Consider the following 17,399-nt stretch of genomic DNA (forward strand, 5'->3'; position numbering starts at 1 on the left):
GCAATACTATTTATCTAAACTATTCTCTACTAATTTATACTTTTTAAGGACCTTTTCTTTGATAAACTTCCTATCCAGATTAGGTTTCCAATTTTCACTATTGAAATTCACTCCCTCTTTGAGCTCAATTTGTTTGTAATTCAACATATTACGAAACAATCCTGTTAATTTATCTATATCCTCAGGATCCTCGATAAGTAAGCCATTGAAACCATCATCAATAATTTCTCCTGAGGCACCACCTGGATTTGACTGGATTGGAAAGGCTCCCATTACCAATGCTTCCAGCAAGGTATTAGGCATTCCATCTGATAAGCTGTTCCCAATATACAGTATTGATCTTCCAAGTAATTCCATAACCTGAGAATGAGGCATATTTTGATAAACCTTTAAGTTTGGCCAGTTCGAAAATTCAGATTCCCTAACAAAATCAATCACCTTAGGATCGGCCCCAAATATCGTCATTTGGTAATGATCTAATTCTTCCTTTAGAGGCAACAGACTTTTTAATACCTGGATCGCCCTGCCATGAATTCCCTGGTAACCTTTAATGGCAATATTTTTTCTGAGTTCAAAATCTATCGAAAACTTATTCCATTTGGCCAGGTCATATCCTCCCCCACCTGGAAAGCTCCCAAGGTAAATACCCCTAAAACCAATACGTTCAGCTAAATGATGATCCCGGTAACAATCGGTGAATAAATAATCAATATTTCCAAGGACTTGTTTAATGTCCTGTAAATGCTCATCACACTGGCTATAATAATACAGATCACTTCCCCAGGTGCTTAGGATCCATTTTATCTTAGGAAATTTTTTAATTACCGGCAGGGTCGCCACAGCCGTTTTATAAATGATGAAATTATGAATTACATCGGGTTCTATTCTCCTTATCTGGACCTCTAATTCCTTTTGAAAGTCCCGTTCATTAAAGTGATTGATCAATTTTGTTAATCCAGGAAAATTCTTTTTTAGCAGGTATCTACCGTGAAAATCCCATTTATATCGCCAACCGGTGATCTGTTCAGCAAAATCGATCTTTTCAACCCTCGTATTGGAATCCATGACATCCATCCAATAAACCTCGTGGCCAGAATCCTTTAGCTGCTCAGTCCAGTTAAAGAAATGCGGGGCGAATATGGAAACCATAAGTATCTTCATGGTTTTCTTAGATTTTCAATCATTTTTTTTAAATGAGACGAAGAAAGATATTCAAACTGATCTTCATAGTCCATTTCTAATGAACCAGATTCCCATTTCTTATACAGTATTTCAACATGATTGGATATGCGTTTCATATCATCTATAGAAGACCAGTAGGGATAATCAGGCCCTAAAATTCTTCTTACCTCACTAACAACGGGCCCCAGGACCAAAATTGGTTTTCGTGTTCGAATACAGTGGGGAAATTTACCGGGAAGAAAAGGGCTTGATGTCGCTTTCGCTTCCAGAATTATATTTACACTTGCCCGGTTTTGCAACCAGGTCACTTCTTCAAAGCTCTTATTTTCGCAAATCGAGATAATCCTTGGTTCCTCTTTAGAAATTCCTTTCAGGTATTCCTCATAGTGAGGAGCAGGACCAATGAGGATTAATTTAGCTTTGGCACTTGGATTATTCAATAGAAAACTCCTGAATCCTTCTACTAATCCTTTCGGTTTTCTCGCCTGAAGTAGGTTTCCGGCGTGCAGCAAAATAAATTCTGTGGGATCGATTTTAAGAAAGTCTGGTTTCCGTTCCCTTACCTCATCAGCAATCTGGTGTGGAATTACAATCCCTTTTTCCCTAAATGGCCTATAGTGCTTTCCCATTAATTCCATCAGCAATTCTGAAGGAAAAGCGGTATATGTACAACAATCGGCTATCGATTTCATAAATTGCTGTTTAAGTTCATGTCCTGGTTCTTTCCAGGTATATGGCTTCGGGTACCAGTGCATTGGATAAGGATCATGAATATAAGCGATCCATTTATCATGGAGTTCGGGCATTCTCAAAAGCGCATGATGTGGCCTGAAGCTCCCTCCCTGGCTAAGGCTAAGGATCCAGTCTGGCGAAAAATTCTTTTCCTTTTTAAGGGCAGCTATTATACTATTTCGATCATTCTTTAAGGTAAAAGAAAAGCCGGTTTTTTTTTCTATTTTAGGATTAAGACTTAATTTTAAATAACTTCTTAAATATCTTTCTATTCTACTTAAAAAGAAGAGTAAACTATATCGATTCTCTGGTATTAATATTGTCCTTAAATTTTCTAACTCAATTTGCTTTCTCGAATAATGAAATACTTTACACTTAAAACCGGCCTGCGCGAGGTTTTGAATTAGAGCAAGATTTGCTTTTGCGCCGCTTCCCTGATTTGCATCTATGGATTCTGCAACAATTAGTATGCGTTTCATTCACCGTTGGTTATCTCCGAAATTATCATTAATTGACCTAACAATTCTTATTGCTGCTTTTCCATCTCCATAAGGATTTTTTAGCTTTTGGCTTCTTCGAGAATCCTTTAATAACCTAGAAGCTTCTCTTATTATTTTGTCCCTTTGAGTACCCACAAGAATCGAAAAGCCTGCTTCTACGCCTTCCATCCTCTCAGAAAAATCACGAGTGACCAGTATTTTTTTATTAAATGCAGGTGCCTCCTCCTGAATCCCTCCTGAATCTGAAATGATAAACTCGCAGTTTTTCATCAAGTATAACATGACCGGATAACTAACTGGGTTAATAAGATGAATGTTATTAATATCCCCTAATTTTTTATAGACAGTATCTCTAACATTTGGATTAAGATGTACGGGATATACAAAATCAATTTTTTCAATTTTTACGATTTCAAGCATTGCTTCGCATAGATTCTCGATACCTTCCCCAAAACTTTCCCTACGATGACCTGTAACAAGGATAAATTTATTTAAAGATTCTAATGGTATGCCAGTTAAATTTGAAATCTCATGATTTGACAATTCTTCAATTTTTCTTTTTCCAAACTCAAGAGCATCAACAACCGTGTTACCTGTGACTAATATACCTTCTTCTTCTATGTTTTCCTTAAGCAAATTTTGCTTCGCAGAAATCGTTGGTGAAAAATGGAAAGTGGCCATTCTACTAATTAATTGTCTATTTATTTCTTCAGGAAAGGGAGACGTTTTATTATAAGTTCTTAAACCTGCCTCAACATGACCAATTTTTATTTCACGATGAAATGCGGCCAAAGAAGTGAAAGCTGCAGTAGTAGTATCTCCATGTACCAAGACAAGATCAGGCTTCTCATTTTCTAGGATACTATCCACCTTTCTAAGAATATTTGATCCAAGATCATTCAGCCGCTGATTTTTCTTCATGAGATCCAAATTAAATTCAGGTCTTATATTAAAAAAATTCAACGTCTGTTGAAGCATTTCACGATGTTGGCCCGTAACACAAACCTTAAAGTCTATTTTTTGCATCTGTAATTCATGAATAATAGGTGCCATTTTTATAGCTTCCGGTCGCGTACCAAAAAATAAAATCAATTTCATAAACCGATTCTTTTCAGTATAGGCTTCACTCTCTTATACAAGTAAATTTTTGTATTCAAATAAAATTTTAAATCAACCCTAATTCCGTTTTCCATAAAAAAATTTTTATATTTTTCAATTAAGGATTTATCTACTCTATCACATTGCACATATAAATTCATTGCCTTCCACTGGAAAAAAGCATCTACAAATATGTCATTAAATTCTAATGTAGCTTTCATTAAACGGAGACTTAAAATATTAGATTTTATGCTTATATTAGTGAAATTTGAGCTAATTCTAACTCCCGAATGTTCCCCATAAAAGGCATAACAACCGTCTGTATTAAAAACATTTTGACTATTCACCAAGACTCTACACATAAATTCAGCATCATCATTTAGAGTCAAACTCGAATTCCAAAGACCCGCAATTCGAATAATATTTTTCGGAATCAAGTACGTATGTAGTGGCAAAAAAGTTTTTTTTTCTGTAATCCTTTCAAAAACGGATTGAACTGTAAAAAAACCTTCCCCTGGAAAAGGGCTTTTTGGTTCAAGTTTCTTTTTTGGCCAAAATAAATCCCATGGACATGTCGCAACGGTCAACTGATCTTTTATTTTTTCCAAAATCCTCACTTGTAAATGAAGTTTATTATTAGATAAGAAATCATCATCATCTAGCCATTGAATATAATTCCCTTTACTTTTTTGAAATCCAAAATTCCTGCATGAAGCAGCTCCTTTCTTTAACTCAATTGGTCTATTGAAATATTTGAATCTTGAGTCATTCTTGCTAAACCCATCCAATAACATTCTTGTTTGCATTGAGTTTTCATCATCTATAACAAGACATTCCCAATTCTTAAAAATTTGGAGTTTCAAAGATTTGAGAGTTTCCACAAGTCTTTCTCTTCTGTTGAAGGTTGGGATGATAATGGATACTGTTGGATACAAATTTTTCATTTTTAAATCCAAGTAGCTATTTTGGCAAAAACTTTCCTATTGAACTTTGTTGTAACTAATAAAAATTTTAAAAAAACATTTAATTTATATGGTAGTTTGTTCTCTTGAACATAGCACAACAAACCCTTAATGTATAAAGGTTTATAATTATAATGACTAAATGTTATTGCCAAAAATTTAATACTGGTTTTTGTATGTAATTTTTTTTTAGTTAAAAAATGAAGAATTTTTATCCTAACAATTGCAGATGTTTTTTCTTTTAGAAAATTTTCATCATTCCCTAAAGTAATTGAATCCTTATGTTTTCTATATTGGAATAAATATTTATCAACGGCAGAGTAATTTCCAGGATATGTATAACCTATCCTTGTGTATAGCTCCCACTCTTCTGCATAATCCAAAGATTCATCAAATTTAAATTCTTTAAATATCTCTATATTCCACAAAGGACTCAAACTATTCATCTTCAAAGCACCTGTTAAAATTGCATCACCAAGATGCCTATGAGATAGATTATAATCTGGTCTTTCTATTATCACTTTGCCGTTATCCTTTATTTTAAGCTTTTCGAACTTGCAAACTGTAAAATTAAGTGTGGGATTATCTAGAAATGGATTCATTTGCAACTCCAATTTCAAAGGATGCATCAAATCATCATCATCAAAAAATTGAATGTACCTGGCACCTTTTTTAAAAGCTAAATCTAGACCAAAATTTCTAGTCCCGGACAGGCCTTGTTTATAACCTGCTGGTTTTCTATAATAACTAAACCGATTATCATCTTTAATAATTGCTTTGATAACCGTTTCACTATTATCTAAGGAGTTATCATCGGTTATAAAACATTCCCAGTTTTTGTAAGTTTGTTCTTTTATGGACCTCAAGGTTTCCCCTATTAAGTGAGCTCGATTGAAGGACGCTAAAAGGATTACGACCAGCGGTTCATAATTATCCTTCATACATTAAAAAAGTAATTTCAAAAATTAGATAATATCAAACTTAAAGATTTTTAAGGTTTTAATCATGATATAAATAAATTAGTTAATAACCGAAAAACTTAAGTTACTTTGACTATTAATGGAACTACATTATATTATACTAGCTCATAGGGCCCCAAAACAGGTATTTCGGCTGATCAAATCACTTGACTCTGCGTCTAGCAGATTTTACGTTCATATAGATAAGAACACTTCAATTGACAAATTCAAAAGAAACATTGATCTTCCCAACGTTTATTTTCTTGAGAAAAATAAAAGGTATTCTGGAATGTGGGGGGACATTGGAATTGTACTTGCTACCTTACAGGCGTTCAAAGAAATTAAAACTACTACTCAGGATAGCTTTTGCATCATTTTGAGTGGGCAAGACTACCCGTTGCATTCCTCTAAATATATTGTTGACTTTTTTGCAAAAAATAGAAATAACATCTTTATAGATGTTTTTCCTATTCCGAATCCAGAATGGGCCGAATGTGGTCTAAATCGTCTTCAAAAATATAAATTCAATTGGGGAACTGGACGTGGAGATTATTTTCTTTTGCCATCTATTTATGATAAGGATTTTTATAAAATAGGAAATATTGGAAAAATTAAATTTCTTATAAAAAGAGGTGAATTTAAAACCCTATTTAATATTTTTCGAACGAGAGACTTTCCTAGGAATTTAAAACCTTTCGGCGGATCACAATGGTTTGCTTTACCTATAAAGGTAGTTAAGCAAATTATTGTTTTTTTAGAAGAGCACCCAGATTATTTGGCATTTCATAAATATACATTGTTACCTGATGAAATTTTCTTTCACAGTATTATTATGGCAATTAATAACAAATTGAATTTAAAAATAAAACCTGGCTTGACATATACTAATTGGACAGACAAAAGAATATCCATCCCTGCAACATTTACTTCAGGTAATTTAGAGGAATTAAAAAAAGCAGCCGACACGAAACTTTTTGCTCGAAAATTTGACCTGAATTTAGATTCTACAGTTTTAAATGAAATTGATCAAATAATTAAAAAGTAGAACTTTTTAGAAATTATTTTTTATTCCAAAGTATTCTCTTTAACGACCTAAACGGCATAAGAATTTTATTGCCTAATTGATAATCAAAGCTGTTCTCTCGCCTATTTTTCTCTTCCTCAGCCCTTTTAAGTCTTTTAAAAAGATGACCTACGAGTGCAACATGATGCTCCCTATATAATTCTGGATGATTTTTAACAATTAGCTTAAATTTAGTAACCCTTTGATTTCGTATTCTTGAAGTGGTATTTCCCGGTCTTACTTGATAATTGAATAGGACCTCATTAAGAACAAATGCGGAACCTGCCTCCTTCAGGATTTTAATATAAAAATCCCAATCTTCAAAACCCAATATTGGTAATTCTTCTTCATATCCTCCAACGCGTTCCCAGTCTATTTTTCTGAACATGGAACTGCCCAATGCTGCATTACTAAAAAGAAAAGAATCTATTCTGCCCCCACTTGGAGTAAAAATGTCAATAGTCCCATTTTTATCGAAACGTCTGGCTTTACAGGTAATCACCTTATAATCCTTATTTTCAATAAGCTTTTTAACAGCTTTTTCTGCGAAAGACGATTCGAAATAATCATCGGAATCCAAATTTAGAATAAATTCGCCCGAAGAAGATTTTATAGCATTATTTCGCGCCTTACTCTGACCTTTATTCTCCTGCGTAATTATTAAATCAACATTTTCTTTTAGATTAGCAATTAAGTCTTTGATTTCGTCATTAGATCCGTCATCTATAACAATAATTTCCTTTGAGGAATATGTTTGATTTGCTGCTGATTCCACAGCTTTAATGATATCAGGATCATTGTAACATGTTATGATTATAGAAACTTTAGGGTTTTTCACTATGTTTCTTTTAAGAATTTTCCTACAAATAATGCATGCCTTTGGCTCGATCTTTCTCTATTTGTTTAGCGAAATCCAAACCATTTACAATTTCACGTTTTTTTAAATTTGCCTTAAAACTTTCAAAGTCATTTTGGAATAAAGAAACTATCGCTTTTTTAAAGTAAAAAGAGCCTAAATTTTTCACCCTTTTATACCTCTCGCTATTCACATCGGCATAATCTACTTTTATACGATTTAAAAATTTTTCGTAATACTTCTTGGTACCTTTCACGGGATAAATGTGGTAATTATTGTTACTATCATGCCTAATAAAACAATTTACCACCACGCCTACTTTAAATCCATGATACCATACTCTTTGGCAATAATTATCATCTTCTCCGTATAAAAAGAAAAGGGGTTGAAATCCCCCTATTGTCTCAAAAGTTTTGCGAGGAATAAGCCAGGCGGCGGCATTGACCATAGAAATGTCATAAATATCCTTAGTCGATTTTTGCAGAATAAGATCTGAAAATAGACCATTATCATTTTCCTTATGCAAATAGTAAGAAAAAACTGGTTCCAAACCACGTCCATTTCCTTTTAAATGAATTGGACTTAAAACACCGTATTCAGGATTTTTTTTTGCAACATCAATCATTTTTTCTAACACTCCTTCTTCTAAATAAGCGTCCTGATTTAATAAAAAAACAAAATCAGCACCTTCACGAAGTGCTTTGGAAATCCCAATATTATTAGCCGCACCAAAACCTAAATTTTTTTGCTGTTGAATAAGTTCTACATCAGGATAGTTTGACTTAATATGATCTGATGTTCCGTCACTAGAACAATTATCTACCACAATAACCTTAAAGTTGGAACTACTTCTAAGACATTTGTCTATCCATGGCATTCCATTATAGGTAACAATAACTATTATTATTTTTTGAGTAATCAATATCACTTAATTCTACCAAATAATGTAAACCCAAAAAAATTCTTACAGAAAAGATCTAGAATGTATTTTTTATTTTGAAGTTTACTAATATACTCGTTTTCTAATTTGTTCAATTTATAATGAAGTTCATGAAAGGAGCCTAAATACTTAACAAAAAAGTCAGCATGTTTTACACTAATATATTTATGAATACTTGAAAAATCATCACTTGAAAGATCCATATTCCTAGAATTAGCTTTGATTCTATAAAAAAAGCAAACTTTTTCGATCCTGTATACATTACCTCCATATTTTAATAATGAAATCCAGAATTCCCAATCTTCTAGGCCCAAACTCAAATTTTCATCATACCCCCCTATCTTCTCCCAATCTTCTTTTTTGAAAAGTGAAGAAGAAAAAATTATATTTTGCTTAGCTAACTGCTGTAATGAAAAATTTTCTAATTCCCAGAAAGAATTAATCTTCCCAAACTTTTTAGCGTAAGAGGTAATCACCTTTAAATTCGAACTTCTTGTAAATTCCGCGATAGCTAATTCCAAATAGTCAACAGAGATTTTATCATCTGCATCTAAGGGTAATATATAAGTACCCCTTGCCTTAAAAATCCCAGTATTCCTGGCAGCGCTTACTCCGCGATTGTTTTGACAAAGGTAAATAAACCTATCATCCAAAGAAATCCATTTGGCAGCGATCTCTTCTGTTTCATCACTACTCCCATCGTTGATTATAATACATTCCCAGTTTGTGTAGTTTTGCTCTATTACCGATCTCAAGCATTCATCCAAATACACACCTTGATTATAGCAGGGAACAATTATGGAAATCAAGGGTAAAGGTTTCATATGCTAAATTATATTCAAGAGAAATTTAAATGGAAATTTCTCCATCTTTTTTCAATTTTGTAACTACTCTTCCTCAAAAAGAGCGAAATTTTTCCTAAAAAGAATATTTCGAGGGAAAATAATAAATCTAGTTTAGCTAAAGTGGCTGCTAAATTTTTTAAAATATAATTAGCATTTATAATATGTTTAGAATTGATTGCTAGAAAAAAAAGCTTCAAAAGTTTTTGGTAAGTAAAATTGATAAGTTCTTCATCATTTAATCTTATACTTCTTTTGAAATTTTCTACATAAAAAAAAGCTTCAGATTCTTTATTTTCTTCAACATAATTATGATTTAAAAAAGAAACTGATTGGCTGTGTTGTCTATACAAGAACAATGGCGTGTCAACCACCTTGTATTCACAAGATTGAGCCTTATAAAAAATTCTTGAAAAAAATTCGGCCTCTTGCCCCCTGGATAGTTCAGTTCTAAATAAAAATTTATTTTTTAAAAAATCTTTTCTAAATATTACGGAAGGCGTTAAAATTTGGTAATTCCAAAGAATAAAATCTTTATAGAGGTTACTTGTCTTTTTTAATTTAATTAACCTCCTTGACTTTGAAATATCATCAAAATAGTGCCCACTTGAAATTAAAAAATTATGGTGATTCAATATTGAGTTTATTTTAATTTCCAAAAAGCCACTTAACATAATATCATCATCATCAAACCAATTTATAAATTCTCCCTTACTCAACGTGAATCCATAATTCCTACAGGAATTAGCACCTTTCGGCATTTCCAAGGGGCGTTGATGATATTTAATTCTTTTATCCTTTAGAGAGTATAATTCCAACAATTCTGCAGTATAGTCAACTGAACCATCATCTACTATGATACATTCCCAATTAGAATAACTCTGCCTTAAAATTGAATCCAAAGTTATACCAATTAAATCGGCCCTATTATAAGTAGGTATGATGATTGAAACTAAGGCCATGTTGTTGATATTAAATTGGAAGATTCCCTAGCTGGAATGGAGTCACATCAAAACCTTCCCTATTACTCAAAACCACATACCGCTCGTAAAATTTAGCATTGCATTTTAATTTTTTATGCCACTGCTTAGCTACTTCCTTTTCATAAGCTCTTTCCACATCGTCGAGAAAAACAACGAACTCTGAAGCCAGTTTATTTAATAAATAGGGAAGGGCAGAAAATCTTGCATATGGTGAACTCCCACCAGGAGGACCATCTACAAGAATCAAATCTACTTCCTGTACATCTTTCAAACGGGATTCTAAAATTTTTGTATCATACCAGCTATGCTGTTGTTTAAATGCATAATTTTCAGGCACGTTACTTAGGGGAGCTACAATTATTTCCACAAAATTCTCAAGGCCATAAAGTTTAAGTTGCCTTTGCAACTCCCTGGCCCACTCTTCATTAGACTCCACCGCATAAAATTTTGTTTTTAGGTCCAGTACCTTAATAACTTTAGCTATATAGAAAGTAGAAGCTCCTGCGCCGAATTCAACTACCACCTTTCGGTTATTCACCACAATTTCATTTAATACATGTAGTACCGTGGTTGGAGAAATTGCCCATGCCGTAAAAGGAACAAAACTATCTTGATTGAATAATTGAGATATCTGTTGGTAATTCAGGATTGTTTGCTGATTAAGCCTTTGCTGATCTTTTATAAGTTTTACTCTAAGATCAACGAATCTTTTGATCTTGCTTTTCAGTTTTTTAATCATAAAATTTAAATTCGAATTCAGCCAAAACTTTACTCTGGGTTATCGGCACTTCTATTCCAGTATTATAAAATAAGCCTTCTTCTACGGTGAAACTAAAAGCATTTTGAACCCAGTCTGCTTCAGAGCTCTTTACCTTAAGATAGAAAGTTACAAAATACCTGCCTTGATTGAGAATACACCTTTCCATACTCGCTTTTATCATCTTTACAGGAAAATCACCTTGTTCTCTTTCCATTTTTGAGCTGTTCCACAATAATCGCTGACCAATTCCATCATCAATTCTAAATTCCAGTTCGACATCTTCCAGTGAGTAATTCTTATTATTCTCAAGGTAAAACTCCAGATTTAAAGGCTTTCCGCTTTTTGGAAGGGATTCTTTATTCTCACCATATACCGAGACTCTTGTAACTTTTATTTCGGAATTACCTTTCCTATCATTAAAATTTTCAAAATTCAAATCTGCAAATCCGTTATGGTGGTTTTTTAAATATTCTTCAATGACAGTCTCCACTTCTCCTTGACAAGATAGATATCCATTTTTAAGTAGAATAGCTCTAGTACAAAGTTGCTTGACACTAGCCATATTATGACTAACAAAAAGGACCGTTCTTCCTTCACCTCTGGACAGGGAACTCATTTTACCAATGGCTTTTTTTTGAAATTCAGCATCCCCAACTGCTAAAACCTCATCTACCACTAAAATTTCAGGTTCTAAGTGAGCGGCAACGGCAAAAGCTAACCTTACTGTCATTCCACTACTATAGCGTTTAACCGGTGTATCAATATACATTTCACAACCTGAAAATGAAATGATTTCATCCAATTTTGATTTGATCTCATTTTTGGTCATCCCCAATACTGCTCCATTCATAAAGATATTTTCTCGTCCGGTTAATTCTGCATGAAAACCAGTTCCCACTTCTAAAAGAGAAGCAATTCTACCTTTAGTTTTAATAATCCCTGTAGTTGGTCCTGTCACCCTTGACAAGATTTTTAAAAGTGTAGATTTTCCTGCTCCATTCTTTCCAATAATTCCCAATACCTCACCCTGTTCCACTTCAAATTCGATATCTCTAAGTGCCCAAACATATGATTCCAATGTTTTTTGCCCTCGATCATTCACTTCCCCAATTTTAAGAAAGGGATCCTCTTTTCCTCTTAATTTGTACCATGCACGTTTAAGATCATCACTTAGACTTCCCGTGCCTACAGTTCCCAATCGATATTGTTTAGATATATTTTCAGCTTTTAAAATCACCCCCATAAACCAATTAGTACTATTAAATTATCTTGAGTTAAAGTTTTTATTTATTCCATACGTAAGTTCTCCTGCCTCAAATAAACAAAAACCCTTTTTTATTAAAATATCATAGATAGAATTTCTTATGGAAAATTCGTCATGAATTTCTATAGCCAACAACTGCACAATATCCAGAAATTCTATGTTAGACTTCGAATTAAAAATAAAACGCTCTGCTCCCTCAATATCAACTTTAAAAAAAGAAATGTATTCTAGACTATTTTTTAAAATTACATCATCCATACTAATACCTTCCACCATACCGTGCATATCAGGTTTCGTGACTAGGGACCAATCTTGGCCATCCCGAAAATTCCTATTAATAGAAAAATAACCGCCACCTTCAGAGTCAATAGCATTCTGATAGAGGATCACATTACAATCAAGTTGTTGGACATTGGTCAAAAAAACTTCTGCATTTTTTTTATCAGGTTCAATCGCAATTATCTTTGCGGCGGGAAAAGATCGGCCAAAAAAAACGGTAGTATAACCAACATTTGCTCCAAGATCTACAATAACCTTTTTTTCATTATTAAAGTTTATCTTAAGAAAGTTCAATGCTATTTCGTATTCTCTTTTGGAAAAAATTTGATCGAAAACCAAAATATCACTATGATTATAATTTCGAATCATTAATTTTAGGCCATCTTTTAAATTTACCCAGTAATATTGTTGGTGCTCTTCAAATGAAATTACTTCCCTACTCAGCATCAACCGGTTTTCGTATAAATCTTTTTGTGTATATCTAGCCGGAACCAAGATGCGGTAGATCTTTTTGAATTTCACTAAAAAACTACCCATAATATTTAAACTGACTTTTGAACCTGGTTTCTCCCCTGCCTAAAATTCTTATGGTCCTGAAAATTATTTGTATTTTCAAAAAGTATAGTTTTTTAGAAAAGCTTAAAGGCTTTTCTGTTTTTCGCAGAAATAATAAGATCTCGTTGCACATGTGATATTTCTTTTTTCCAAGAAGAAATCTAAACATCCCCATCAACTCATTTTTAAAGTAGGACTGTATTACCTCTTTTTCCTTATAAAATTTTACAATTTGCATTCTAACTTGGAAATAAGAGAAAAAATGTTTGTGAATATTTTCGTATAAATCCGAAGTTAAATTCTCATGCCCTTTCCGGAGATAAAAAAGAGGGAAATTAATAATACCTATTTCGTCATCTTTTGGCAAAATCCTGCTATGAAAATCAAGATCTTGTGAAATGGATAAGTGCTCATTAAATAATTCATATTCTTCTAAGTAGCTTCTTTTCCAAAGTGGTCCATGCGTGGGAATTGGATGAATATTTGTGCACAGATTTTGAAAAATGTTATTCGATATTAAACTATGCTCTTTTTCAAAAATCATAGATCCATTTTGAACCTTAAAAGTTTTAAATGTTGCTATGGTGCATTTGATCGTTTTGTTATTAAGAATTCCTTGAACTTTACTTTTTAGAAAATCTGGATGCATTATATCATCACTGTCAAACCAATTAATATAACGGCCGCTGCTTTTCGTAAAACCTAAATTTCTAGCTGCATTAGCTCCTTTTCGAAAGCCCGGAGGTTTAGAAAAAAACAAAAACCTCTTATCTCTCGCTAAATAAAACTCTAATAGCTCTGTTGTATAATCCTTTGAAAAATCATCAACAATTATACATTCCCAATTATCAAATGACTGAGCTAAAACAGAGTCCAAAGTAGCTCCAAGAATATGGCACCGGTTATAAGTTGGAATTATAATGGATATAACTGGTTTAGCCATTTTCTCAATTTTATGCCAAGAGGTCTAATGTCCGTAAACTTACAAAAACGGACAGTTTTGAATTAATCTATTTTTTACATTATCCAAAATCAACGGCCTTGGCAAGTTCCTGTTTGAGTGAAATAATTGCAATACATCCCTTAAGTCTATTCGTTGAGTTATTTTAATAGGATTATATAAATCAATACTCATCGATTCAAGGTAATCGTAAAATTTTATATCATCACCATAAAGATGATCAGAGAATTTAACCCAAATTGCAGGAATTTCATAGGCATGTGCTACGATTAGGCCATGAAGGGATGATGAAATGATGTAATCGCATTTTAAAATTTCTTTAGTGACTTTTTCAATGTCATGAGTCAAAAGATTAATTAAATTAATGTTTTGATCTTTCTGCAACTTTTTACTTAAAAATGAAAATTCCGTAAAATGAGGTACAACTCCTAATTTATATTTTTTTTCAATATCGGGATTATAGTATTCTGGCAACAATATAGCAGGATCACCATATATTTCGGGACAATCATAATCATGATCCAACAGCCTTTTTCTGGTTAGTGGTCCTCTTACTGCCCTAAAATCTGATTTTTTTATTAGATGAGACCTATTTATTATCCCACTACCCCATACTATTGAATCTTTTCTGGAAAAATTTAAAATACTACCAATCACCATAAAGTGGTTTTGGTATCCATTAACTTTGGGATCGAACCATATAACTTTTTTTCGACAAATTTTCTCAGTTAGATATTTAGACATCAAATCACCATAATTTTCCTTCGGGGATAATAAAACCGATTTAATTCCTTTTTTACTCAGTATTGGATGAGACCTATTCATTTTATTAATCGAATACCAAAATAACCTCATATAACCTTTGAGTTTTTATAAATTACCAATTGTCCCCTGGCCAAATTATAAGAGAGAAATTTTGGCAAAGATTTTTCCATTTTTAAGGCCCAAGCTCTAAATTTTTCCCTCGACTTCCCCCAAGACATAAAACGACTCAATCTCTCAATTGAACCAACTGGAATTATTTCTACTTCATTGAAAAATTGATATCCCGCTTCCGTAAAATGGCCTGAACTAAAATCCCTGTCTGGATGAGGGTCTTTATTTTTCCAATCCCTGAAAGCATTCTTTTTAAATTTAGATGGTCTTCCAGGAACTGGTACATACCAACGGATAAGATCTACAAATTTATTATTTACTGCTGGTTCAAAAAACCTTGCCTCACCTTTAGGTTTCAACAGTCTTGCTGCTTCTTGTATAAAGTCTCTTTCTGTAGAAATGTCAAGGTGATGTAAAAAAGCTTTTCCAACCACTAAATCGAATGAACTACTTGGAAGCTCATTATGTAAAAAATTACCTTGAACAAATTTTATTGGATATTTGAAATTACATGACCTATTGATTTTGTCAATAATAATTCCACTCGAATCGGCTATATCATTTGCATATACCTCGGCGCCCAATCGAGCCATAATTGCCGCATTAATGCAGTTACCACATCCTAACTCAAGAACTTTAGGTCCTTTTTCAAGCTGCTTTTTAAATCCATTCTGATATAAAGCAAACCAACTAGTCTCTGTTGTTATAGCAGAATTTAAAAATTCATTATGATTTTCTACCCAATATAAAATATTTTTTATTCCATAATTAGCATACAATTTCTCATAATAATCTTTGTTCTTCGAAAGATTAAGTCCATCCATATTTTCATTTATTTTTTATAAAAAAGGGCAAGAAGCTATCAAATCTTTTTGAAGACGGAGAATCGTCTCTTTTTTGGGTAGTGAAATTCTGTTATGAAATTCACATTCCAATTCTTCATATGTCTTGAATTCACACCACGCAGATGGAGAACCATATTCTACCCCAATAGACTCAAAATAATCAATAAATTTGACTCCATCTCCAAATAGCCTTTCGGAAAATTTCACCCAAATAGCTGGTATTTCATAAGCGTGAGAAACAATTAAACCATGTAAGGAAGAAGAAATAACTTTTTCACAACTAAAAATCTGTTCAGTTACATCTTCAGTATTCAACGTCATCAAATCCACAACCTTTACTCCTTCAACATCTCGAAAAATCTCCTCAATTTTTTGGTAGTCATGATAATGAGGAATGATTCCAAACCTAAATTTTTTTTGGCCTTTTGGTTGAAAATAAAGTGGTAATAAAAGAGCAGGATCCCCAAATACCTGTGGACAATTATACCCTAAATCAATTAAATACCGCCTCGTTCGTGGACCTCGAACAGCTTTAAAAATTGCATTGGTTACTTTTTGGTTTCTATCTATTATACCGCTGCCCCAAACTGTACTATGAGAATTACAGTGATGAATGATACTGCCCGCTGCCAAAAAATTAATTTTGTTTCTTTTATACCATGGCATTTTTTTGGGCTGAACCCACTCTACAGGTTTACCGGATATTTTTTCAACAACATATTTCGATAGAAGATCACCATAATTCTCTTTCTTTTTCCCCATTAATCGGGTTTCACTCCACCAAAAAAGAGGTATTTGATTTTTATTTAACATCCTTTGATATTTTTCGATGGTATAATTAATTCAATATCAATTTCGAAAATGAGAAATTATGATTTTATCATACAGTATCAATGAAATTCTTTTCAGTTCTATTAAAAATTATTAGGCCAAAAAGAAACAATAGTATGGAAACTGTAAGAGTATAGAAAAAACTGGGCCAAGAGAATATGCCGGTATTGAGGATCATATACCTAAATCCTTCAATAATTTGAGTTAATGGATTAAATTTGACTACCCAATCCCAATCAGGCATTTTATCTGAAACTTCACTTAGAGGATAAGGCACCGCTGAGAAATAAACTAACAAAGAGGTGGCAAATCCTACCAATACTGATAGATCTCTGTATTTTGTTGTAAAAGCGGAGATAATCATTCCAGCCCCTAAGCCAAATAAGGCCATCATAACAATATATATAGGAAACAAAAGAATATTAATATTCGGACTTATTTTAACTCCATTCCAGAGTACAATAATATATACAACTGATAAAACACCTATTTGTATTCCGAATTTAAATAGGTTAGTAATAACCGTAGCCAAGGGCATTATTACCCTGGGAAAATACACCTTCCCAAAAATTCCTGCATTTACCCGAAAAGTATCCGAGGTCCCCGTAAGACATTGACTAAAATAATTCCAAGCTGTTATACCCGTTAAATTAAATAAAAATGGTGGAACATCTCCAGTAGGAATATTGGCTATATTATTAAAGACAAGAGTAAAAGTTATCGCCGTAAATATGGGTTGAATAAAATACCAAAGAGGTCCTAGAATTGTCTGCTTGTAGACCGTAACAATATTACGCTTAACAAATAAAAATAAGAGATCCCTATATCGCCATATTTCCTTGAAATTAAGATCTATAAGTTTTCGTTTGGGAGTTATTTCGTATAACCACTCATTATTTGCCTCCTTCATC

Annotated in this window: 18 protein-coding genes; 1 reads left to right on the top strand and 17 read right to left on the bottom strand. The window is 32.9% G+C overall.

Features of this window, described 5'->3' with window-relative positions; genetic code table 11:
* Positions 1–6: 6 nt before the first annotated feature.
* The 5 genes from MKO06_RS00210 to MKO06_RS00230 are packed head-to-tail and all read right to left on the bottom strand — an operon-like array spanning position 7 to position 5,415.
* Complete coding sequence (locus tag MKO06_RS00210) at positions 7–1,161, bottom strand: glycosyltransferase (RefSeq protein WP_241550323.1); 1,155 nt, start codon at positions 1,159–1,161, stop codon at positions 7–9.
* Positions 1,158–2,393, bottom strand: a complete 1,236-nt coding sequence (locus tag MKO06_RS00215; protein ID WP_241550324.1) for a glycosyltransferase family protein — start codon at positions 2,391–2,393, stop codon at positions 1,158–1,160. The genes MKO06_RS00210 and MKO06_RS00215 overlap by 4 nt, the downstream gene beginning before the upstream one ends.
* Positions 2,394–3,512: a non-hydrolyzing UDP-N-acetylglucosamine 2-epimerase gene (wecB, locus tag MKO06_RS00220; RefSeq protein ID WP_241550325.1), complete on the bottom strand. Its 1,119-nt coding sequence runs from the start codon at positions 3,510–3,512 to the stop codon at positions 2,394–2,396.
* On the bottom strand, positions 3,509–4,468 hold the full coding sequence (locus MKO06_RS00225; RefSeq protein ID WP_256946140.1) for a glycosyltransferase family 2 protein: 960 nt from the start codon (positions 4,466–4,468) through the stop codon (positions 3,509–3,511). Before MKO06_RS00225 ends, wecB begins: the two co-directional genes overlap by 4 nt.
* The gene (locus MKO06_RS00230) at positions 4,459–5,415 is read right to left on the bottom strand and encodes a glycosyltransferase family 2 protein (RefSeq protein ID WP_241550327.1); all 957 of its coding nucleotides are present in this window, start codon (positions 5,413–5,415) and stop codon (positions 4,459–4,461) included. The genes MKO06_RS00225 and MKO06_RS00230 overlap by 10 nt, the downstream gene beginning before the upstream one ends.
* Positions 5,416–5,533: 118 nt before the next feature.
* Between MKO06_RS00230 and MKO06_RS00235 the strand changes: the two genes are divergently transcribed.
* Positions 5,534–6,478 (top strand): beta-1,6-N-acetylglucosaminyltransferase, encoded by a 945-nt coding sequence (locus MKO06_RS00235; protein ID WP_241550328.1) that lies wholly within the window; start codon positions 5,534–5,536, stop codon positions 6,476–6,478.
* Between the two features lie 13 nt (positions 6,479–6,491).
* Here MKO06_RS00235 and MKO06_RS00240 read toward each other — a convergent pair whose 3' ends face one another.
* The 12 genes from MKO06_RS00240 to MKO06_RS00295 form a co-directional block, all read right to left on the bottom strand.
* A complete protein-coding gene (locus tag MKO06_RS00240) occupies positions 6,492–7,334 on the bottom strand; it encodes a glycosyltransferase (protein WP_241550329.1) in 843 nt (280 codons plus the stop codon).
* Between the two features lie 22 nt (positions 7,335–7,356).
* A complete protein-coding gene (locus MKO06_RS00245) occupies positions 7,357–8,274 on the bottom strand; it encodes a glycosyltransferase family 2 protein (protein ID WP_241550330.1) in 918 nt (305 codons plus the stop codon).
* 2 nt (positions 8,275–8,276) lie between these two features.
* Positions 8,277–9,116, bottom strand: coding sequence for a glycosyltransferase family 2 protein (locus tag MKO06_RS00250; protein WP_241550331.1), 840 nt, complete (start codon positions 9,114–9,116; stop codon positions 8,277–8,279).
* A gap of 14 nt (positions 9,117–9,130) precedes the next feature.
* Positions 9,131–10,096 (bottom strand): glycosyltransferase family 2 protein, encoded by a 966-nt coding sequence (locus MKO06_RS00255; protein WP_241550332.1) that lies wholly within the window; start codon positions 10,094–10,096, stop codon positions 9,131–9,133.
* 10 nt (positions 10,097–10,106) lie between these two features.
* On the bottom strand, positions 10,107–10,856 hold the full coding sequence (locus MKO06_RS00260; RefSeq protein WP_241550333.1) for a class I SAM-dependent methyltransferase: 750 nt from the start codon (positions 10,854–10,856) through the stop codon (positions 10,107–10,109).
* A complete protein-coding gene (locus MKO06_RS00265) occupies positions 10,849–12,120 on the bottom strand; it encodes an ABC transporter ATP-binding protein (protein WP_241550334.1) in 1,272 nt (423 codons plus the stop codon). The genes MKO06_RS00260 and MKO06_RS00265 overlap by 8 nt, the downstream gene beginning before the upstream one ends.
* A 21-nt stretch (positions 12,121–12,141) precedes the next feature.
* The gene (locus MKO06_RS00270; RefSeq protein WP_256946141.1) at positions 12,142–12,867 is read right to left on the bottom strand and encodes an FkbM family methyltransferase; all 726 of its coding nucleotides are present in this window, start codon (positions 12,865–12,867) and stop codon (positions 12,142–12,144) included.
* A gap of 82 nt (positions 12,868–12,949) precedes the next feature.
* Positions 12,950–13,918, bottom strand: a complete 969-nt coding sequence (locus tag MKO06_RS00275) for a glycosyltransferase family 2 protein (RefSeq protein ID WP_241550336.1) — start codon at positions 13,916–13,918, stop codon at positions 12,950–12,952.
* A 39-nt stretch (positions 13,919–13,957) separates the two neighbouring features.
* Positions 13,958–14,791 (bottom strand): polysaccharide pyruvyl transferase family protein, encoded by an 834-nt coding sequence (locus tag MKO06_RS00280; RefSeq protein ID WP_241550337.1) that lies wholly within the window; start codon positions 14,789–14,791, stop codon positions 13,958–13,960.
* Positions 14,788–15,636: a class I SAM-dependent methyltransferase gene (locus MKO06_RS00285; RefSeq protein WP_241550338.1), complete on the bottom strand. Its 849-nt coding sequence runs from the start codon at positions 15,634–15,636 to the stop codon at positions 14,788–14,790. Before MKO06_RS00285 ends, MKO06_RS00280 begins: the two co-directional genes overlap by 4 nt.
* Before the next feature lie 15 nt (positions 15,637–15,651).
* Entirely contained in the window at positions 15,652–16,470 is an 819-nt protein-coding gene (locus MKO06_RS00290; protein WP_241550339.1) for a polysaccharide pyruvyl transferase family protein, read from the bottom strand.
* A 67-nt stretch (positions 16,471–16,537) separates the two neighbouring features.
* A complete protein-coding gene (locus tag MKO06_RS00295; RefSeq protein WP_241550340.1) occupies positions 16,538–17,398 on the bottom strand; it encodes an ABC transporter permease in 861 nt (286 codons plus the stop codon).
* Position 17,399: the final 1 nt, after the last annotated feature.

Source organism: Christiangramia oceanisediminis, from assembly GCF_022570735.2.
In the GTDB taxonomy this organism is placed as follows: domain Bacteria; phylum Bacteroidota; class Bacteroidia; order Flavobacteriales; family Flavobacteriaceae; genus Christiangramia; species Christiangramia oceanisediminis.